Raw genomic sequence first — 19,542 nt, forward strand, 5'->3', positions numbered from 1 at the left:
CGATTCGACAGTTCAGACTAGCGAAAACGACCTGGGAGCCGCGTGGGAGGGCGCCGTTCCCGAGCCGAACGGCCCCGATGCGTATCCTGGGCGGACAGGGATCGGCGACGAGCCGATCGGAGGGGACCTCGATGAAGATCCACAACCCATTCCGCACCGCGTTGCTCGCAACACTCGGTGTCGGCCTGGGGCTGCTGCTCATCGGGAGCATCCAGAATCTGCAGACGATCCTGCTCTACGTGGGCACGGCGCTGTTCCTGTCGCTGGGCCTCGATCCGCTCGTCGCGTGGCTCGAGCGGCGCAAGCTCCCCCGTTGGGCAGCGGTGCTCATCACCATCCTCGTCGTGCTCGCCGCGTTCGCCGGCATCATCCTCATCGTGGTTCCCGTCATCGTGCAGCAGATCGGTCAGCTCGTCGCGGCGATCCAGAAGATGATCGAAGACGGCAGCTGGAACCCGGTCGAAGATCTGCGCACCTGGATGACCCAGCAGTTCCCGCTGCTGAAGGTCGACGACGTGTTCGAGTCCGTGCAGGAATGGCTGAACTCGCTCGACTACGGCGCGATCGGCAGCGAGATCGGCGGCAGCATCATCGCGATCGGCGGCGCCGTGCTCTCGGGCCTGGCGGGTGCCTTCATCGTGCTGATCCTCACGATCTACTTCACGGCCTCCACCCCCGGCCTCAAGCGCGCCGTCTATCAGCTCGTGCCCGCGTCCAAGCGCGCGCGGTTCATGGACCTCGGCGAGCAGATCACCGACTCGGTCGGCTACTACGTCATGGGCCAGGTCAGCCTCGGCGTCATCAACGGTGTGCTCAGCGCGATCTTCCTGTCGATCATCGGAGCCCCGTTCCCCGCGGTGCTCGCGGTCATCGCGTTCTTCTTCTCGCTGATCCCGCTCGTCGGAACCCTCACCGGCTCGGCGATCATCGTCCTGATCTGTCTCGGTCTGGCCGATACCCCGATCACTGCCCTCATCGCGGCGATCTACTACCTCGTCTACATGCAGATCGAGGCGTACGTGATCTCACCGCGCATCATGGGACGCGCCGTCGCCGTGCCGGGGGCGGTCGTCGTGATCGCAGCTCTCGCCGGCGGCTCGCTGCTCGGCCTGCTGGGCGCCCTCGTGGCGATCCCCGTGGCAGCCAGCATCCTGATCATCTACCGTCAGGTGGTCATCCCCCGGCAGAACGAGAGGTGACGCCGACTACTCCGCGACGATCGGACCGTGCCACTGCGTCGGCAGCGGCAGCGCATCGGGATTGACCGCGGCCACGATCTCGGTGAGAACGCGGCGGGTCTGGTTCTCGCCGACCCACAGGTGTTTGCCGCCTTCGACCGGGATGAGCACGGCCCTCGGCACGCTCGCGAAGCGCTCGGCGGCGGCCTCGGGGCGCAGGTAGTCGTCGAACTCGGGCACGAGCACGATGAGCCGGCGCGGATCGTCCGCCCACGCGGCCACCTCGTCGTCCGAGGCGCGGTGCAGCGGCGGCGACAGCAGAACGGCGCCTTCGACGTCGTGGTCGCGGCCGTACTTGAGTGCGAGCTCGGTCCCGAACGACCAGCCGACGAGCCACGGCCGCGGCAGTCCGCGGGCGTGGACGAAGTCCATGGCAGCGGCGACGTCGAACGCCTCGGCACGGCCGCCGTCGAATGCTCCCTCGCTGGTCCCCCGCGGCGACGACGTGCCGCGGGTGTTGAAACGCAGCACCGCGAGGTCCGCGAGTGCGGGAAGCCGACCGGCGGCCTTGCGCAGGATGTGCGAGTCCATGAACCCACCCGCGGTCGGAAGCGGGTGCAGCGTCACCAGTGTCGCCACCGGCTCACGGTCTTCGGGCAGGGCGAGCTCGCCGACGAGCGTCAGGCCGTCGAGCGTCTCGAGCTCGACCTCCTCGCGTCGCGCGGGCAGCTGGATCGGGCCGCGGATCTCCATGTCAGGCAACCTTCCAGCAGTGCTGATGCCAGTGCCGGCGCGCCGCGAGATCGGCGGCATCCCCCAGCACGCCGTCCGCGCGCCACGCGACGAGATGCGCGACGCCGACGTCGATCGGACCGCCGCACCCCGGGCAGGTGTAGACCTTCTGCGCCTGAGCGGCCGACACCGGCTGCACGGTCCATTCCGTGCCACGACGGTACTCGGTGCGCTTCCACCCCGCGAGCAGACGCTCGAACGAGTCGTCGCCACCCGAGTCGTTGCGGCGGCGGTTTGACCGCGGCATGGCTCAATACCAGCCGGTGCTCTGCGAATGGCCCCACGCGCCGCACGGCGTGCCGTAGCGGCCGCTGACGTAGCCGAGGCCCCACGTGATCTGGGTGGCCGCGCTGGTCTCCCAGTCGGCGCCCGCGCTGGCCATCTTCTTGCCCGGGAGTGCCTGCGGGATGCCGTACGCGCCACTGCCGGCGTTGTACGCGTTCACGCGCCAGCCGGACTCCTTCTTCCAGAGCGCCACAAGGCAGGCGAACTCGCTGTCGCTCCACCCGCGCGCCTTCACCATGTCGTAGGCGATGGCCTGGGCGCTGCCGGGATCCGGCGTCACGAACGGCGGACGCCATCCGCCCGATGACGCGGTCTTCGCCTCGATGGTCGGCTTGGGCTTCACGTAGACCGAGTAGGTGCCGCGATCGAGCTCCGCGGCAGGCGCCGGCTCGGCCGACGCGTCTCCGGTGATCGTCTGCACATCGCCCAGCGAGCTCGCGTACAGCGTCACGGGCTCATCGGCGGCATCGACGTCCGCCAGTGCGACGCCGATCGGCCCGACATACGCCGCGACGAAACCCAGCGCGGCGAAGGCGGCGAAAGCGCCGACGACGCCGCGGCGACGCGACCAGCGCGACGTCTGCGATGCAGACCGTCGCGGAGCGACGGCACGGCGAGCGGTCCGGGTCGACACGTCCTGACGTCGGGATCGTCTGGTCGGGTTCAGCTCGTTTCCGGAAGTCACAGTGTCCCGATTCTCGCACAGCCCCGCCGGATCTTTCCATCCGACGCGGCGGGGTCCTACTTGACGGCGAGCATGACCTCGACGACGGCGTCCAGCACCGCGTCGACCTGCGCCTCCTGATAGCCCCCGCGCTGCATGCGGAAGGCCACCGAGCGCACCTGCTCGACAGTCACGGACTCGCCGGTCGCGAGGTACTTCGCCAGCTTGTCGGCGACGAGATCGACCTCGTCGACGCGATAGCCGTACCGGAGGGCGGAGACCCTGTCGAAACGCTCCTTGCGGGCACGCGACAGGCGGTCGAGCACCTCCTGGGCCAGGTCACGGGTGTGACCCACCCACGCGTTCGCCCCGGACGCGGCCACGGCCGTGGTCCGCTCGCGAGCGGCGAAGGCGTCCTCGATGCGGCCGAGCGCGGCATCCACCGATCCGATGACGTAGCCGTGACGCACGAGCGGGAACGCCGCCTGACGGATCACGGCCGACGTCATGTCGTCGGTGCCTCGTTCGAAACTGCCGCGGGCCCTGGCCAGGAAGTCGTCGACCGCCTCGGGGTCGTAGCCCTTCTCTCGGCCACGGGTCTCGGGGAAGGACGCTCGCGCGGGAGCTTCGGATGCCGTCATGATGCCACCAGGGGGGTGAAGAGATAGTACAGGGTCAGTGCGCCGGCCGCCGACAGGAGGATCGAATCGAGCCGGTCCAGGACGCCGCCGTGGCCGGGGAGCCACGAACTCATGTCCTTGATGCCGAGGTCGCGCTTGATCATCGATTCTCCCAGGTCGCCGGCCGTGGCCGTGCCGAGGATCACGATGCCGAACACAACGCCCATCCACCAGTCGAGCCCGAGCATGAACAGACCCACGAGCACGCCGGCGATGATCGCCGCCGCCACCGCACCGGCGAAACCCTCCCAGGTCTTCTTGGGGCTGATGCGCGGCGCCATCGGGTGCTTGCCGAACGAGATGCCCGCGATGTAGGCACCGGTGTCGACGGCGACCGCGACCACGATGAAGCCGAGCACCCACCATTCGCCGCCGTCCTTGCCCAGCAGCACGATGCACAGGCTGCCGAGGAACGCGACGTAGAGCTGGATGAACGTCGCGATGAGCACGTCGCCCAGGACGGTCCCGTACGCGCGGCCGTCATGCGATGCCATCTGGGCGACCAGTCGCCAGACGACGACGAACGCGAGGGCGACGAACAGTATGACCCACTGCAGCCACGACGTGACGAAGTACGCCGTCCCGACCAGCAGAGCGCCCGCGATGAGCTGCGGCACGAGGTCCACGCGCCGGCCGCTCGCGATCAGCGCGCGCGAGAACTCGAAGATCGACAGCAGGACCGCCGCGAGTGCGAACACGACGAAGACCCATTTGACGAACAGCAGCGACGCCAGCAGGGCGGCGCCGATCGCCAATCCGATCAGGATCGCGAGCAGCAGATCGCGCCCGGTCCGCTCCTTGATGCGCTCGTTGGCCTCTTCGAAGTCGGCCTTCGCCTGCGCCACCTGGCTCTCGAACTCGCTGCGCGCGGCACGCAGATGCGCCTGCAGGACCGCGCCGGGGTCGCCCTCGTCGGCCGCGTCCGCAGCCGCGGCGGCGCGCCGAGCGTCGTCGGCGAGACGACGCGCGTCGTCGGCCTCGCGGCGAGGGTGCGGGGCGCCGTTCTCGTCGTCGCCCCGCGGCTCGGATGCGTCGGTCATGGGCGTGCCTCAGACCTCGAGGAGCTCGGCCTCTTTGCGCTTGAGCGCCTCGTCGATGGCGTCGACGTGGGCGCGGGTCAGCGCGTCGAGTTCCTTCTCGGCACGAGCGAGCTCGTCGTCGCCGACCTCGCCCTTGAGCGCGTCGATGTCGTCCTTCGCCTTGCGACGGATGCCGCGCACGTGGACCTTGGCGTCCTCGCCCTTGCTGCGGGTCAGCTTGACATACTCCTTGCGACGGTCCTCGGTGAGCTCGGGCATCGTGATGCGCACGATGTTGCCGTCGTTCGTCGGGTTGACCCCGAGGTTCGGGATGTCGCGGATCGCCTGCTCGATCGACTTCAGCGCCGACTTGTCGTACGGCGTGACGATGAGGGTGCGAGCCTCGGGGTTGTTGATCGAGGCGAGTTGCGCGAGCGGAGTCGGCGTGCCGTAGTAGTCGATCAGGACCTTCTGGAACAGCTGCGGGTTCGCACGGCCCGTGCGCACCGTCGCGAAGTCCTCCTTCGCAGCCTCCACGGCGCGGTCCATGCGCGCTCCGGCATCGGCCAAGACGTCCGCGATCACAGTGTCTCCTTCATATGGATGGGGCTGGTCAAGTCTACCGACGCCGCGGCGCTCACGCCGTGACGAGCGTGCCGATGGACTCGCCCAGCAGCGCCCGGGTCACGTTCCCGGCAGGCTCCATGCCGAACACGCGCATGTCCATGCGGTTGTCCATGCACAGGCTGAACGCCGTCGAGTCGACCACCTTGAGGCCGCGCTGCAGTGCATCGAGATAAGTGATCCGGTCGATCTTGGTGGCCGAGGCATCCCTCTTCGGATCAGCCGTGTAGACGCCGTCGACGCCGTTCTTGGCGACCAGCACCTCCTGCGCATCGATCTCGAGCGCTCGCTGGGCGGCCACGGTGTCGGTCGAGAAGTAGGGCAGCCCGGCGCCGGCGCCGAAGATGACGACGCGGCCCTTCTCCATGTGCCGCTCGGCGCGACGGGGGATGTACGGCTCGGCGACCTGAGTCATCGCGATGGCCGACTGCACGCGGGTGGCGGCACCTGCCTGCTCGAGGAAGTCCTGAAGCGCCAGTGCGTTCATCACGGTGCCGAGCATGCCCATGTAGTCCGCGCGGCCGCGATCCATGCCGCGCTGGCTGAGCTCGGCGCCGCGGAAGAAGTTGCCGCCGCCCACGACGACCGCGATCTCGACACGGTCGACGGCTTCGGCGATCTCACGCGCGATCTGTCCGACGACATCGGGGTTCACGCCGAGCTGGCCTCCCCCGAACGCCTCGCCCGACAGCTTCAGCAGGACGCGGCGGCGCCCGGTGTTCTCGTTGATCACGGTGATCCTCTCGATGACGACAAACTACTCAGCCCTGGGCCAAAACTACCCAGGAAGCACCCCGAAGGGCATGAGAAAAGGCCCGCACCGGAGTCCGGATGCGGGCCTTCTCAGAAGGTCAGGCGCCGACCTTGAAGCGGGCGAAGCCCGTCAGAGTCAGGCCGGCGGCCTTCGCGACCTGGGCGACGGACTGCTTGTTGTCCTTCGCATAGTCCTGGTCGAGCAGGGCGACCTGCTTGAAGAACGCGTTGACGCGGCCTTCGACGATCTTCGGCAGGGCGGCCTCGGGCTTGCCCTCGTTGCGCGAGATCTCGGTGACGATCTCGCGCTCCTTCTCGACCTCGGCCTCGGGGACCTCGTCGCGCGACAGGTACGAGGGGTTGGCGAACGAGATGTGCTGCGCCAGGCTGCGAGCCGTCTCGGCGTCGTCACCCGTGTACGCGAGCACCACGCCGACCTGCGGGGGCAGGTCCTTGCTGGTGCGGTGCAGGTAGATCTCGAACTTGTCGCCCGAGAGGGTGACGACGCGACGCAGCTCGACCTTCTCGCCGATGATCGCGGCCTCGTCCGAGATGAGCTCGGCGACGGTCTGCGAACCGGCCGGGGCGGCCAGAGCAGCCTCGGCGGACTCGGCGCCCGCAGCGGCGGCGGCGTCGAGCACCTTGTCGGCGAGGGCGATGAAGCGCTCGTTCTTCGCGACGAAGTCGGTCTCGGTGTTCAGCTCGATGAGCGTGACCTTGCCGTCGACCTCCTTGGCCGCGACGAGGCCCTCGCTCGTGGAGCGGTCGGCGCGCTTGGCGTTGCCCTTCGCGCCCTTCAGGCGCAGGATCTCGACGGCCTTCTCGAGGTCGCCGTCGGCCTCCTCGAGCGCCTTCTTGGTGTCGACCATGCCGGTGCCGAGCTGCTCGCGCAGCGTCTTGATGTCGGCGATCGTGAAGTTTGCCATGGGTGGCGGCTCCTTGATTCTGTGAGTTCTCGTGGATGCCGCGGCGGAGCCGTCCTCAGACGACTCCGCCGGGCGGGAAGATGCGATTACGCCTTGGCGTCGCCGGCCTCGGCGGCCAGCTCCTCGGCGACGGCCTCGGCCACGACGGCCTCGGCGGCAAGCTCCTCGGCGACGGCCTCGACGGCCACCGCGTCCTCGAGGTCGCCCTCGGCGGCGAGCTCCTCGGCGACGGCCTCGGCCACGACGGCCTCGGTCGCCAGCTCGACGGCGTCAGCCTCGGCAGTGGCGGCGCCCTGCTCGAGCAGCTCGCGCTCCCAGTCGGCCAGCGGCTCGGCGTCAGCGGCCTCGTCGGTGGGCTGGTGGCGCTGGATGAGGCCCTCGGCGGCGGCGTCGGCGATGATGCGGGTGAGCAGGCCCACCGAGCGGATCGCGTCGTCGTTGCCGGGGATCGGGTACTGGAACTCGTCCGGGTCGGCGTTCGTGTCGAGGATGCCGATCACCGGGATGCCGAGCTTCGATGCCTCGTCGATCGCGAGGTGCTCGCGCTTGGCGTCGACGACCCAGATGGCCGACGGGGTCTTCTGGAGGTTGCGGATGCCGCCGAGCGACTTGTGCAGCTTGTCGAGCTCACGCTTCTTGAGCAGGAGCTCCTTCTTGGTGAAGCCGCTCGCGGCCGGGTCCTCGAAGTCGAGCTCCTCGAGCTCCTTCATGCGGGCGAGACGCTTCGACACCGTCGAGAAGTTGGTGAGGAGGCCACCGAGCCAGCGCTGGTTCACGTAGGGCTGGCCGACGCGGGTCGCCTGCTCGGCGATGACTTCCTGCGCCTGCTTCTTGGTGCCGACGAAGAGGACGGTGCCGCCGTGGGCGACGGTCTCCTTAACGAACTCGTACGCCTTGTCGATGTACGTCAGCGACTGCTGCAGGTCGATGATGTGGATGCCGCTGCGCTCCGTGAGGATGAAGCGCTTGACCTTCGGGTTCCACCGGCGGGTCTGGTGTCCGAAGTGGACGCCGCTGTCGAGCAGCTGGCGAATGGTGACGACGGCCATGGCCGGTCTCCTGTTCTGGCGCGATGAGCGCCTGTTGCGGTTGTGTCGCGCCGGCCGACGGCCGGCGAGCCTGGTGCCCGGCACATACCCGCCCGGCGTTCGCGGTGGAGCGTTCGCAGGGACCGTTGGGAATGGATGCCGCGTCACAGACGTCGTCCCTTCCGGGTCGAGTCCGTCACGCTGAGGGCACGCGGAGTCACTCCGACATGCGGAGTGCGACCCCCAGTGTACCAGGAGCGGCGCAACTCGCCCCTCCTCCCCTCGTCGGCGGCGACCCTGGTTCTCCACAGATCGGTCGGCCCCGATGCAGGTGGTGCAGCGACGGCGGGACGCTCGGGAGATGACGTCCCGTTCCGACGCACCTCGGGTGCACCGCGGCGTGCGCGCGGTCGCCGTCCTGGCCCTGCTCGTCGTCTTCGCCACGGGGACCCAGCCGGAGGGCGCGCGTGCCGCGTCGACCATGATCGCCGCGCCCCGCGACGTCGTGCCGCGCGGAGAGGACTGGGCGTGGCCGGTGCGTCAGTTCCGGCTCGAGCAGGCGTTCGTCGCGCCGCCGCACGCGTACGGGCCGGGTCACCGCGGCGTGGATCTGCGCCTCATCGGCGGTGCGGACGTGATGGCGCCGGCAGCGGGGGTCGTCGCCTTCTCCGGCCAGGTGGCCGGTCGCGGCATCCTCACGATCGATCACGGCGACGGTCTGGTGACCACGCTCGAACCCGTCCAGTCCGATCTCGCCGCCGGGACGATCGTCTCGCGCGGCGCCGAGGTCGGCATCGTGTCGACGGGCGGCCACGCGGCAGCCGGCACCGTGCACTTCGGCGTGCGTCTGGATGGCGAGTACATCAATCCCCTGCTGCTGCTCGGCGGCGTGCCGCGGGCGATCCTGCTCCCCTGCTGCTGAGCCTCACGCCCGCGGGTGCGCCAGGCGGTACGAGGCCGCGAGACGCTCGCTGGAGACGTGCGTGTAGATCTGCGTGGTGCCGAGACTCGCATGGCCGAGGATCTCCTGCACCGCGCGCAGGTCCGCTCCCCCGTCGAGCAGGTGGGTCGCGGCGGAGTGCCGCAGCGCATGCGGTCCCACCTGCGCACCGAGCTCGGGCCCCAACTCCCGCGACACGAGGTCGTAGACGGCGCGCGGCCCGAGGCGCCCGCCGCGGGCACCGAGGAAGAGAGCGGATGCCGCGCCGCCGGCGCGTGCCACCCCCGAGGCCGACCGGCCCGCCGCCGCGCCGCCGATGGGGGTGTCCGCGCGGGCGGCGAGAGCGGGACGCCCGCGCACCAGGTACGCGTCCACCGCGCGCAGGGCGGGCAGGCCGAAGGGCACGACGCGCTCCTTCGAGCCCTTGCCGAGGACTCGCGCGGTCCGCCGCTGTGGATCGAGGTCGTCGAGGTCGAGTCCGCACAGCTCGGAGACGCGGACCGCGGCGCCGTACAGCACTTCGAGCACGGCGTGATCGCGCAGGGCGACGGGATCCCCCTCGGCGGCAGCCTGCTCGAGGCGCGCCAGCATCCCCTCCAACGACTGTGCCGTGGCGACCTTCGGAAGCGTCTTGCCGCGTTTGGGCGTCACCAGCCGCAGACTCGGGTCCGTCTCGATCCGCTCGGTCTCGGTGGCCCACGCGAAGAAGCCGCGCACCGCCGCGGTACGACGCGCGATCGTGGCGCGACTGTCGCCGCGCTGCACCGCCTGCCACAGCCAGTCCCGCAGCACTTCAAGATCCACAGCGCTGAGCTCGACGTCGCCGCACACGGCCGCCAGCCCCGCGAGGTCCGACCGGTACGCGCGGACTGTCGCGGGCGACAGCCGGCGCACCTCGTCGATGTGACGCAGGTACGCCTCGGCTGCCTCGGCGATCCTCATTCCTCCAGCTTGTCGCGCGCGAACGCACCCGGGACCGCGGCACACCGCGACCCCGGCCGTTTCACCCGTGAGCGGACGGCAGGCGCCACCCGTCCGCGGCGGCGAGGACCATCCCCTCCAGACGCAGCAGGCCGAGCATCGCCCGGACGTCGTCCACGGCCATTCCGGCCCGGCGGGCGACGTCGTCCGCGTCACGACCGACGCGCGCGCTCAGCGCGTCCCGCACCCGCGTCGTGTCGTCGGTGCGGGCGCCGGCGCTCGCCGGCCGCGAGCCACCCGCCCGGGCGCCCCCGCTGCCGTGGGTCATGCCGCCGTCCCCTCGCGTCACCGCAGACAGTCCCAGCAGCTCGCGCACATCGTCGGCGCTGGTGATGCACGCCGCGCCGCCGTACTCGCGGATCAGCCGGTGGGTGCCGGACGAGCCGGGCGACGTGATGGGCCCGGGAACGGCGCCCAGCCCACGGCCGAGGGTGGCGGCGTGACCGGCGGTGTTCAGCGATCCGCTGCGCCACCCGGCCTCGACCACCACGGTGGCAGTCGTCAGTGCGGCGATGAGCCGATTGCGCTGGAGGAACCTCCACTTCGTGGGTGCCGAGCCGCACGGCACCTCGCTCGCCACGACTCCGGTTGCGGCGATCTGGTCGATCAGCTGGGTGTGCCCCGCCGGATACGCGCGCTCCGCGCCGCCCGCGAGCAGCGCGACGGTCAGTCCGCCGGCGCTGAGGGCTGCGCGGTGCGCCGCACCGTCGATGCCGTACGCGCCGCCCGAGACGACGGGCACACCCGAGCCCGCCAGTTCGGCGGCGAGCTCTCGTGCCACCAGGTCGCCGTAGCCGGAGGCGGCACGCGCTCCCACGAGCGCCACGGAGGGATCGAGACGCGCGAGCGCCCCGACGTCGCCCCGCACCCACAGGCACATCGGCGCGTGCGGTCCGAGGTCGTCGAGCTGCTGCGGCCAGGCCGGCTCGCGGCGCGTCACGAGACGCACTCCGCGCGCACCGGCGATGCGCAGCATGTCGGAGACTCCTCGCGACGACAATCGTGGCAGCCAGCGCTTGCGCGCGTCCGAGTTCTCACGGGCCGTGAGCTCCGCGAACTCTGCGGCCGCTGCGAGCCGTACCAGAGCCTCCACGGGGCCGAGCGAGGCCACCACGCGGCCGGCGGCAGAATCGCCCGGCTCCACCAGCTGACACCAGACGGCCACGGCGTAGCGGTGCTGCGCGTCCTCGTCGGCGAGGTCGAGGCCGAGCGGAGTCAGTGCGGCGCGCGCCGCCGCGACGGACAGATCGATTCCGCTCACAGCGCGATCCCCTTCTTGAGGTACAGCGCACGACCGATGTGATCGGCGCTCAGCTGCGCCCGCCCCTCGATGTCCGCGATGGTCCACGCGACGCGCAGCACGCGGTCGTACCCGCGCAGCGTGATGGTGCCGCGATGGAGCGCTGCGTCCAGCGGGCGGCGCACGATCGGCGGCGGTGCCGACGGCCCCTCCCGCAGCCAGGCTCCGGGCACGTCGGCGTTGACGTGCCAGATCGTGCCCTGCAGCCGGTGCCGCGCACGGTCGCGAGCCTCGGCCACGCGCCCGCGGGCGACGGCCGTCGAGGTGACCGGCGCGGTGTCCCGCTGCGCGACCGAGACGCGCGACAGCGTCAGCTCGATGTCCATCCGGTCCAGCAGGGGCCCCGACAGGCGTCCGAGGTAGCGCCGGATCGCGGCCGGCGGGCACGAGCAGTCGCCGCCGCGGATGCCGTAGTTGCCGCACGGGCACGGGTTCGTGGCGAGGACGAGCTGGAACCGCGCCGGATACTCGGCATGGGCACCGGCGCGGTGGATCGCGATCGTTCCGGTCTCGAGCGGCTGGCGCAGCGCATCGAGCACCGATGCGGGGAACTCGCCTGCCTCGTCGAGGAACAGCACGCCCTCGCTCGCCCGTGCGATGGCGCCCGGCCTGACGACGCGGGATCCGCCGCCGACGAGCGCCGCGACCGACGCGCTGTGGTGGGGCGCCTCGAACGGCGGCGTGCGCGACAGTTCCACCACCCGCACGCCCGACAGACTCCGGATCGAGGCGCTCGCGAGCGCGGCCCGATCGTCGAGCTCGGGAAGGATGCCGGGCAGCCGCCGCGCGAGCATCGTCTTGCCTGCGCCGGGCGGGCCGCACATCAGCAGATGGTGCCCGCCGGCGGCGGCGACGATGAGCGCGTCGACGGCGTCGCGCTGCCCGATGACGTCCGCGAGGTCGACCACGTCGTCGCGCGCGACGGCGTCGTCGGCCAGCTCGACGGGCTCGTCCGCGGGCACATCGACCTCGCCGCCGTGCCACGAGACCACCTGCGCCAGATTGGTGGCCGCCAGCACCTCCATCCCGTCGACCAGTGCTGCTTCGGGCCCGTTCGCGTGCGGGACGACCACTCGGCGGTGTCCTGCGCGGCGAGCGGCGGCGACGGCCGGCAGCACCCCGGTGACAGGGCGGAGGCGACCGTCGAGCCCCAGCTCGCCGATGTGCACGGTCGAGGCGACGGAGGCGGCATCCATTCCCGGCTCGGTCGCGAGGGACGCGACGGCGATCGCGATGTCGAAGCCCGAACCCTGCTTGGGCAGGCTCGCCGGCGACAGGTTGACGGTCAGCCGTCGTCGCGGCAGCGGGGTCCCGCTGTTCGCACACGCGTTGTGCACGCGCTGCACGGCCTCGCCGAGCGCCTTGTCTCCCAGTCCGATGATGCGGAAGTCAGGCTGTTGGTTCGAGAGGTCGGCCTCCACCTCGACGACCTCGCCCTCGGCGCCGACGAGCGAGACCGCCCAGGTGCGCGCGACGCTCATGGCACCTCGACGTCGACGAGGTGTTCCAGCGCCGCGCACCGGGGCTCCGGACCGACGATGCCGATCGCGTCGATGCGCAGCCGCCGTCCCTGCAGGACGTCGCGGTTGTCGGCCGCCCAGGCCACGGCGAGTCGCCACAGCCGAGCGCGCTTGCGCGCGTCGATCGCCTCGAACGGATGCCCGAACGCCTCACCGCGTCGCGTCTTGACCTCGACCACGACGACATTGCGCGCATCGGCCACGACGAGGTCGATCTCGCCGACGCCGCATCGCCAGTTGCGCGCGAGGACCGCGTACCCGAGTTCCGTGAAGTAGTGGGCCGCGCGGTCCTCGCCCGCGCGCCCGAGTTCGTCCTTCTCTGCCATTCCGGCATCGTCGCGCGGGGAGCATGCCCCGCGGAGGCCGGATGGCGGCATCCGTTCACAATCCCCGAACGCGCCGCAGAAGCACCGGGCTGGGGAGGAGACGTCAGGTGTCGAGCGACAGCTCTTCGGGAAGGTGGAAGTCGCGGCGCGAGAGCTCTTCGACGTTGACGTCCTTGAACGTCAGCACCCGGACCGCCTTCACGAACCGGTCGGCGCGGTAGATGTCCCAGACCCAGACGTCGGACATCGAGATCTCGAAGTAGAAATCGTGCTCGGTGTCGCGCCGCACGACATTGACCTCGTTCGCGAGGTAGAACCGGCGCTCGGTCTCGATCACATACTGGAATTGGGATACGACGTCGCGGTACTCGCGGTACAGGGCGAGCTCGAGCTCACGGTCGTAGTCTTCGAACACCTCGTCGTCCATGGTGTCTCCCATCCTAGGACCGAGAGCGGATGCCGCACCTCCGCGTTCCGCGGGCGGCGAACGCCGGATCAGAACAGCGTCGGCGCGTCGGCGATCGACCACGAGGCGCGGTGATGCCGGCTGATACCGTGCTCGCGGATCGCGGCGCGGTGATCCGGGCTCGCGTACCCCTTGTTGCGCGCCCAGTCGTAGGCGGGGAGCTCGTCGTGGAGCTCGGTCATGAGATCGTCGCGGGCGACCTTGGCGATGACCGACGCGGCAGCGGCCGACGCGCAGTCGCGGTCGGCCTTGATGACCGGCCTGATGGTCAGCGCCCACTCGCCGGCCGGTGAGATGTAGTCGTAGTTGCCGTCGAGGATGACGATCGCGTCCTCGACGACCACACCTTGCGTCCGCAGGTCGGCGAGGGCCCGCACCGAGGCGAGCCCGAGCGCGCGCATGATGCCGATCTCGTCGATCTCCTGCGAGCTCGCCCAGCCCACGGCGCTGGCGGCCACCCACGAGGCCGCACGGGCGGCGACCTCATGTCGACGCAGCTCGGGCACGAGCTTCGAGTCCCGCAGCCCTTGCGGGATGCGCTTGCGCGACCGCGGCGCGTCCACGACCGCGGCACCCACGGCGACAGGCCCGGCGAGGGCACCGCGTCCGACCTCGTCGCAGGCGATCACCAGCGTGTGCTCGCGCAGCAGGCGGCGTTCGAGCGTGAGCCGCGGCTCGGCGACGGTCATTCGTCGCCGTCGCCGCTTTCGGGCGCCGGCACGCCGGCGAAGACGTCGTGGTGGAAGTCGAGCATGCCGAAACGGTCGAACGGCCACGTGATGAGGAATGCGCGTCCCACCACATTGTCGATCGGCACGAATCCCTTGCCCGGCTGGTCCATGTGGAACCGCGAGTCGGCAGACCGGTTGCGGTTGTCGCCGAGCATCCACAGGGAGCCGTCGGGGACTGTCACGTCGAAGGACTCCTTGGACGCGGGATCGTCCGCGGCCACGTTGATGTAGGCCGACTCGTCGATCGGCACGCCGTTGACGCTGATCTGCCCGATCGCGTTGCAGCACACGACGTGGTCGCCGGGGATCCCGATGATGCGCTTGACCAGATGGTCGTCGCTGTCGGGCGCGGCCAGGCCCACGAGCGAGAGGACCCATTCGAAGGCCTCGACCACCGGCGGCCGCGCGGGCTCCGTGCTCGGCGGCAGCCAGCCGCCCGGATCGCGGAAGACGACGATGTCGCCCCGCTCGTAGCCGCCGAACCGGGGCGTGATCTCGTCGACGAGGATGCGGTCCTTGATGAGGAGGGTGTCCTCCATCGAGCCCGACGGGATGTAGAACGATCGCACGAGGAAGGTCTTGACCACGAGCGAGACGAGCACGGCGATCAGGATGATCACGAGCACGTCGCGCAGGAACACGAGCCATCCGCGTCGCCGCGGCTGGATCGTCGCGGCCGCCTCGGCACCGTCCGCGGGCGACGGTTCGGCCGGGGCCGACTTCTCAGTCGTCATCGAGTTCCTCCGCGGGCGCCGACCGTCGGCCAGCCCGCCTTCAAGGGTGACACACTCCGGAGCCGTTGCCGCGCGTTTGCGTGTGCGCGCCGGAGACGACGAAGCCCCGGACCAGCGGTCCGGGGCTTCGATGCGCGAAGGCGACGACGTGTCAGTAGTCGCGCTTCTCCTTGATGCGGGCCTTCTTGCCACGCAGGTTGCGCAGGTAGTAGAGCTTGGCGCGACGCACGTCACCGCGGGTGACGACCTCGATGTGGTCGATGACCGGCGAGTGCACCGGGAACGTGCGCTCCACGCCGACCTGGAAGCTGATCTTGCGGACCGTGAAGGTCTCGCGCACGCCGTCGCCCGAGCGGCCGATGACGACGCCCTGGAAGACCTGGATGCGCGAGCGGTTGCCTTCGGTGATGTTCACGTGCACCTTGACGGTGTCGCCGGCGTTGAAGGCGGGGATGTCGGAGCGGAGCGAAGCCGCGTCGACGGCGTCGAGGATCTGCATGATCGTCTCTCTCTGCGGCCGCCACAGGTCGACCGCGGGAAGTGTTATGAAGGATTCGGTGTGCCACAGGCCTCCGGCGTGACGCCGTACAGCTGGTTCCCCTGAGGCAGAACCGGTCAGGGCACAAACAGCTATTCTGCCACGGATGCGACGTGGCACCAAAACGCGTCAGTTCGCGGGCGGCGTCTGCTTCTCGGTGATCACGATGACCTCGCGCGCGGAAGCGGTCGGGCCGTCTGACGCGTCCTGCGGCGGCGGGATGTACGCCACGCCTTCGGCGGTGTGCAGCACGACGCGCGACGGGCGCGCCTCGCTCCACAGCTGCCAGAGCGCGAGCCAGAACAGACCGACGCCGGCGAGGATGGCGACGACCATGACGGGCGCCCACCAGGACTCGACGAAGAAGCCGAGCGAGATCACCAGCGCGTGCCACACAGTGAAGCCGCCGACGTCCCACCACGACACCGCGCGCTGCGCGCGGACAGTGCCGCGCGCACGCACCAGCAGCGTGAGGATCAGCTGCCACACGAACACACCCGGGATCGCGAGGAAGAGCACCCACAGGAACGCCCAGCCGCCCGCGTTGAAGACGGCCCAGCCCACCAGCAGCCACAGCGGGAGCAGGAAGGCTGCGGGAATCAGCCAGCCGAAGAATGCGCGACGCAGCCACATGCCTCTGATGGTACGCCGGTGCCGCACCCGGTTGGGTCCGCTCCTGCGTGCCGCGGAGCATCCTCCCAGCCACACCGCCCCGCGCCCGGCAGAATGGGAGCAGGAACGAGAGGACTACCGATGATCGAGTTGCGCACCCCTGCCGAGATCGAAGCGATGAAGCCCGCTGGGCGGTTCGTCGCCGAGACGTTGGCGACCCTGCGCGATGAGACCAAGGTGGGCACCAACCTGATCGCGATCGACCGCCGCGCGCACGACCTCATCCGCCGTGCCGGCGCAGAGTCGTGCTACATCGACTACCACCCGTCGTTCGGCGCGAGCCCGTTCGGCAAGGTCATCTGCACCTCGGTGAACGACGCCGTGCTTCACGGGCTGCCGCACGACTACGCGCTGCGCGATGGCGACCTGGTCTCGCTCGACTTCGCCGTCTCGGTGAACGGCTGGGTCGCCGACTCCGCCGTGTCGTTCGTCGTCGGCACCCCGCGCGACGAGGACCTCGCGCTGATCGACACGACCGAGCGGGCCCTGGATGCCGCCATCACGGCGGCGACGGTCGGCAACCGCATCGGCGACATCTCCGCCGCGATCGCGGCCGTCGCCCACGGCGAGGGCTACTCGATCAACACCGACTTCGGCGGCCACGGCGTCGGACGCATCATGCACGGTGACCCGCACGTGCCCAACGACGGCAAGCCGGGCCGCGGCTACCCGCTGCGCGAAGGGCTCGTCGTCGCGCTGGAGCCCTGGTTCCTGCAGACGACCGACGAGCTCGTGACCGACCCCGACGGCTGGACGCTGCGGTCGGTGGACGGCTCGCGGGGCTCGCACTCCGAGCACACCGTCGCAATCACCGCCGACGGCCCCCTCGTGCTCACCGATCGGTCCTGGCTCGGCGTCAGCTGATCCGCACGAGCCCGGCAGCCCTGCCGCCTGACACCGAGACGGCTCAGATGCGCAGCTCGGCGCGCGGAGCGTGGGCGGGCGTCGAGGCCCCCGCCAGCGCGGCGAGCGACGCCGCGACCGAATGGTCGACCTCCCGCTCGACGCGGGGGTGCTCGCTCAGGACGATGAGCGACTTCGCCGCGAGACGCACGGTGTCGCCCGGGCTCAGCAGCGGCGAGTCGGCCCGCTCCCCCGCGGTGTCGATGACGACCTCCCAGTCCGGGCTGTACTCGACCACGGGGATGCGGAAGTCGATGATGTCGTCGCCCGCGTTGAAGAGCACGATGAAGTGGCGATCGCGGATCGGCTCGCCGCGACGGTCCTTCTCGCGGATGCCCAGGCCGTTGAGGAACACCCCGACGGCCCGGCCGAACCCCGATCCCCAGTCCTCCGGCTTCATGAGCGTGCCGTCCGGGCGCAGCCACGCGATGTCCTGCACGGGAGTGCCCACGTCCCGGTGCACGGGGCGCCCCTCGAAGAAGCGCCGCCGGCGGAACGTGGGGTGGTCACGGCGCAGCCTGCTGACGGCCGCCGTGAACTCCAGCAGCGGCCGGTCGGCGGCATCCCAGTCGATCCACGTGATCTCGTTGTCCTGCGCGTAGCCGTTGTTGTTGCCCCGCTGCGTGCGGCCGAGCTCGTCGCCATGCAGCATCATCGGCACGCCCTGGCTCAGCATCAGCGTGGCGAGGAAGTTGCGCTGCTGCCGCGCCCGCATCGTCAGCACGGCCGGGTCATCGCTCGGGCCCTCGACCCCGAAGTTGTCGGAGCGGTTGTCGTCCGCGCCGTCCCGGCCGTCCTCGCCGTTGGCCTCGTTGTGCTTCTCGTCGTACGAGACGAGGTCGCGCAGCGTGAAGCCGTCGTGCGCCGTGACGAAGTTGACGGATGCCACCGGCCGGCGTCCGGAGTGCTCGTAGAGGTCGCTGGACCCGGTCAGGCGCGAGGCGAACTCGCCGAGGGCCTGCGGCTCGCCGCGCCAGAAGTCGCGCACGGTGTCGCGGTACTTGCCGTTCCACTCCGTCCACTGCGGCGGGAAGTTGCCGACCTGGTAGCCGCCGGGACCGACGTCCCACGGCTCGGCGATCAGCTTGACCTGCGAGACCACCGGATCCTGCTGCACGAGCTCGAAGAAGGTCGACAGCCGGTCGACGTCGTAGAACTCGCGCGCGAGCGCCGAGGCGAGGTCGAACCGGAAGCCGTCGACGTGCATGTCGATCACCCAGTACCGCAGCGAGTCCATGATCAGCTGCAGGGAGTGCGGGTTGCGGACGTTGAGGCTGTTCCCGGTGCCGGTGTAGTCGGTGTAGTAGCGCTTGTCGTCTTCGAGCTTGTAGTACGCGGCGTTGTCGATGCCCCGCATCGAGAGCGTGGGCCCGAGGTGATTGCCCTCGGCGGTGTGGTTGTAGACGACGTCGAGGATCACCTCGATGCCCGCGGCATGCAGCGCCCGCACCATGCCCTTGAACTCCTGCACCTGCTGACCGAGCTCTCCGGTCGCCGCATACCGGTTGTGTGGCGCGAAGAACGAGATCGTGTTGTAGCCCCAGTAGTTCGAGAGCCCCTTCTGCTGGAGGACGGCGTCGTCGACGAACTGGTGCACCGGCATCAGCTCGACCGCCGTCACGCCGAGCTTCGTCAGGTGCTCGATGATCGCCGGGTGCGCGACGGCACTGTAGGTGCCGCGCATCTCGTCGGGGATCGCGGGATGCCGCATCGTCAGGCCGCGGACGTGAGCCTCGTAGATCAGCGTCTCGGCGTAGGGGGTACCAGGTCTGCGGTCGCCCGCCCAGTCGAAGAACGGATTGACGACGACGCCCTTCATCATGTCGGGAGCGGAGTCGTCGTCATTGCGGGAGTCGGGGTCGCCGAAGTTGTAGCCGTACACCGGCTGGCCCCACTGCACGGCCCCTTCCACTGCCTTCGCGTAAGGGTCGAGGAGCAGCTTCGACGGATTGAAACGCAGGCCGTTCGCGGGATCGTTCGGCCCGTGGACCCGATACCCGTACCGCTGACCGGGCTGGATGTTCGGCACATAGGCGTGCCAGACGAACGCATCGACCTCGACGAGGTCGAGCCGGGTCTCGGCGCCGCGCGTACCGAACAGGCACAGCTCGACGCGCTCCGCGCCCTCGCTGAACAGCGCGAAGTTCGTGCCGCTCCCGTCGAACGTCGCCCCGAGCGGATACGCGGATCCCGGCCAGGTGTGCATCGTCTTCCCCCATGCGTCGCTGGCCACACCCTACCCGCGCCGGTGGGCGGCGCGGGGTACGGCGGCACCGGCCGCGTCTCACATGGGGCCCGGACGCCCTGTGAGCGAAACGTTCGCTCGGGGTAACGGCACGCGCCCCGGCGGCGAAACACCGTGCTCCTAACGTCGGCGGTACCGAATCCCCACCGGATCAGGAGGAGCCATGGCCCACCGCGACCGTGTCGACAGCCCGAAACATGACGCTGACACCGATGCAACATCGCCCGCGTACCGTGA

22 protein-coding genes are annotated in these 19,542 nt (G+C 70.2%); 3 read left to right on the forward strand and 19 right to left on the reverse strand.

Translation table 11 applies throughout. The features are described from left to right. The first annotated feature begins 131 nt into the window (after positions 1 to 131). Positions 132 to 1,199 carry an AI-2E family transporter gene (locus ABEA46_RS06380; RefSeq protein WP_345543538.1) on the forward strand — a complete coding sequence of 356 codons (1,068 nt, stop codon included), beginning with the start codon at positions 132 to 134 and terminating at the stop codon, positions 1,197 to 1,199. Positions 1,200 to 1,205: 6 nt separating this feature from the next. Here the strand turns inward: ABEA46_RS06380 and ABEA46_RS06385 are convergent, their stop codons facing one another. The 9 genes from ABEA46_RS06385 to rpsB form a co-directional block, all read right to left on the reverse strand. Further along, on the reverse strand, positions 1,206 to 1,931 hold the full coding sequence (locus ABEA46_RS06385) for an alpha/beta hydrolase (RefSeq protein ID WP_345543539.1): 726 nt from the start codon (positions 1,929 to 1,931) through the stop codon (positions 1,206 to 1,208). Between the two features lies 1 nt (position 1,932). Further along, complete coding sequence (locus ABEA46_RS06390; RefSeq protein WP_345543540.1) at positions 1,933 to 2,217, reverse strand: hypothetical protein; 285 nt, start codon at positions 2,215 to 2,217, stop codon at positions 1,933 to 1,935. Positions 2,218 to 2,220: 3 nt separating this feature from the next. Next, the gene (locus ABEA46_RS06395) at positions 2,221 to 2,940 is read right to left on the reverse strand and encodes an aggregation-promoting factor C-terminal-like domain-containing protein (protein WP_345543541.1); all 720 of its coding nucleotides are present in this window, start codon (positions 2,938 to 2,940) and stop codon (positions 2,221 to 2,223) included. 56 nt (positions 2,941 to 2,996) lie between these two features. After that, the gene (locus tag ABEA46_RS06400; protein ID WP_345543542.1) at positions 2,997 to 3,560 is read right to left on the reverse strand and encodes a DivIVA domain-containing protein; all 564 of its coding nucleotides are present in this window, start codon (positions 3,558 to 3,560) and stop codon (positions 2,997 to 2,999) included. Beyond that, positions 3,557 to 4,639, reverse strand: a complete 1,083-nt coding sequence (locus ABEA46_RS06405; RefSeq protein WP_345543543.1) for a phosphatidate cytidylyltransferase — start codon at positions 4,637 to 4,639, stop codon at positions 3,557 to 3,559. The genes ABEA46_RS06400 and ABEA46_RS06405 overlap by 4 nt, the downstream gene beginning before the upstream one ends. 9 nt (positions 4,640 to 4,648) lie before the next feature. After that, on the reverse strand, positions 4,649 to 5,203 hold the full coding sequence (gene frr, locus ABEA46_RS06410; RefSeq protein ID WP_345543544.1) for a ribosome recycling factor: 555 nt from the start codon (positions 5,201 to 5,203) through the stop codon (positions 4,649 to 4,651). Between the two features lie 52 nt (positions 5,204 to 5,255). Then, positions 5,256 to 5,975, reverse strand: a complete 720-nt coding sequence (gene pyrH / locus ABEA46_RS06415) for a UMP kinase (RefSeq protein ID WP_345543545.1) — start codon at positions 5,973 to 5,975, stop codon at positions 5,256 to 5,258. 118 nt (positions 5,976 to 6,093) lie between these two features. Then, on the reverse strand, positions 6,094 to 6,921 hold the full coding sequence (gene tsf, locus ABEA46_RS06420) for a translation elongation factor Ts (protein WP_345543546.1): 828 nt from the start codon (positions 6,919 to 6,921) through the stop codon (positions 6,094 to 6,096). An 86-nt stretch (positions 6,922 to 7,007) separates the two neighbouring features. Then, positions 7,008 to 7,970 (reverse strand): 30S ribosomal protein S2, encoded by a 963-nt coding sequence (gene rpsB / locus ABEA46_RS06425; protein WP_345543547.1) that lies wholly within the window; start codon positions 7,968 to 7,970, stop codon positions 7,008 to 7,010. A gap of 340 nt (positions 7,971 to 8,310) precedes the next feature. Between rpsB and ABEA46_RS06430 the strand changes: the two genes are divergently transcribed. Then, complete coding sequence (locus ABEA46_RS06430; RefSeq protein ID WP_345543548.1) at positions 8,311 to 8,871, forward strand: murein hydrolase activator EnvC family protein; 561 nt, start codon at positions 8,311 to 8,313, stop codon at positions 8,869 to 8,871. A 3-nt stretch (positions 8,872 to 8,874) separates the two neighbouring features. On the opposite strand, the gene ABEA46_RS06435 is transcribed toward ABEA46_RS06430, so the two are convergent. From ABEA46_RS06435 to ABEA46_RS06475, 9 genes are all read right to left on the reverse strand, one after another. Further along, positions 8,875 to 9,831: a tyrosine recombinase XerC gene (locus tag ABEA46_RS06435; protein ID WP_345543549.1), complete on the reverse strand. Its 957-nt coding sequence runs from the start codon at positions 9,829 to 9,831 to the stop codon at positions 8,875 to 8,877. Between the two features lie 61 nt (positions 9,832 to 9,892). Next, positions 9,893 to 11,131, reverse strand: coding sequence for a DNA-processing protein DprA (dprA, locus tag ABEA46_RS06440; RefSeq protein ID WP_345543550.1), 1,239 nt, complete (start codon positions 11,129 to 11,131; stop codon positions 9,893 to 9,895). Then, entirely contained in the window at positions 11,128 to 12,651 is a 1,524-nt protein-coding gene (locus tag ABEA46_RS06445) for a YifB family Mg chelatase-like AAA ATPase (protein WP_345543551.1), read from the reverse strand. Before ABEA46_RS06445 ends, dprA begins: the two co-directional genes overlap by 4 nt. Beyond that, positions 12,648 to 13,016 carry a YraN family protein gene (locus tag ABEA46_RS06450; protein WP_345543552.1) on the reverse strand — a complete coding sequence of 123 codons (369 nt, stop codon included), beginning with the start codon at positions 13,014 to 13,016 and terminating at the stop codon, positions 12,648 to 12,650. Before ABEA46_RS06450 ends, ABEA46_RS06445 begins: the two co-directional genes overlap by 4 nt. Before the next feature lie 103 nt (positions 13,017 to 13,119). Further along, positions 13,120 to 13,443 (reverse strand): DUF2469 family protein, encoded by a 324-nt coding sequence (locus ABEA46_RS06455; RefSeq protein ID WP_045297888.1) that lies wholly within the window; start codon positions 13,441 to 13,443, stop codon positions 13,120 to 13,122. A 68-nt stretch (positions 13,444 to 13,511) separates the two neighbouring features. Beyond that, a complete protein-coding gene (locus ABEA46_RS06460; protein ID WP_345543554.1) occupies positions 13,512 to 14,171 on the reverse strand; it encodes a ribonuclease HII in 660 nt (219 codons plus the stop codon). Then, complete coding sequence (gene lepB, locus ABEA46_RS06465) at positions 14,168 to 14,947, reverse strand: signal peptidase I (protein WP_345543555.1); 780 nt, start codon at positions 14,945 to 14,947, stop codon at positions 14,168 to 14,170. The genes ABEA46_RS06460 and lepB overlap by 4 nt, the downstream gene beginning before the upstream one ends. 151 nt (positions 14,948 to 15,098) lie before the next feature. Continuing rightward, positions 15,099 to 15,446: a 50S ribosomal protein L19 gene (gene rplS / locus ABEA46_RS06470; RefSeq protein WP_345543556.1), complete on the reverse strand. Its 348-nt coding sequence runs from the start codon at positions 15,444 to 15,446 to the stop codon at positions 15,099 to 15,101. A gap of 168 nt (positions 15,447 to 15,614) precedes the next feature. Beyond that, positions 15,615 to 16,118, reverse strand: coding sequence for an MFS transporter permease (locus ABEA46_RS06475; RefSeq protein ID WP_345543557.1), 504 nt, complete (start codon positions 16,116 to 16,118; stop codon positions 15,615 to 15,617). 120 nt (positions 16,119 to 16,238) lie between these two features. Here ABEA46_RS06475 and map point away from each other — a divergent pair, with 120 nt between their 5' ends. Continuing rightward, positions 16,239 to 17,021: a type I methionyl aminopeptidase gene (gene map, locus ABEA46_RS06480; protein WP_345543558.1), complete on the forward strand. Its 783-nt coding sequence runs from the start codon at positions 16,239 to 16,241 to the stop codon at positions 17,019 to 17,021. A 43-nt stretch (positions 17,022 to 17,064) separates the two neighbouring features. Here map and glgX read toward each other — a convergent pair whose 3' ends face one another. Then, positions 17,065 to 19,266, reverse strand: coding sequence for a glycogen debranching protein GlgX (gene glgX / locus ABEA46_RS06485; protein ID WP_345543559.1), 2,202 nt, complete (start codon positions 19,264 to 19,266; stop codon positions 17,065 to 17,067). Positions 19,267 to 19,542 lie beyond the last annotated feature (276 nt).

It is taken from the genome of Microbacterium jejuense, from assembly GCF_039544225.1.
Taxonomy (GTDB): domain Bacteria; phylum Actinomycetota; class Actinomycetes; order Actinomycetales; family Microbacteriaceae; genus Microbacterium; species Microbacterium jejuense.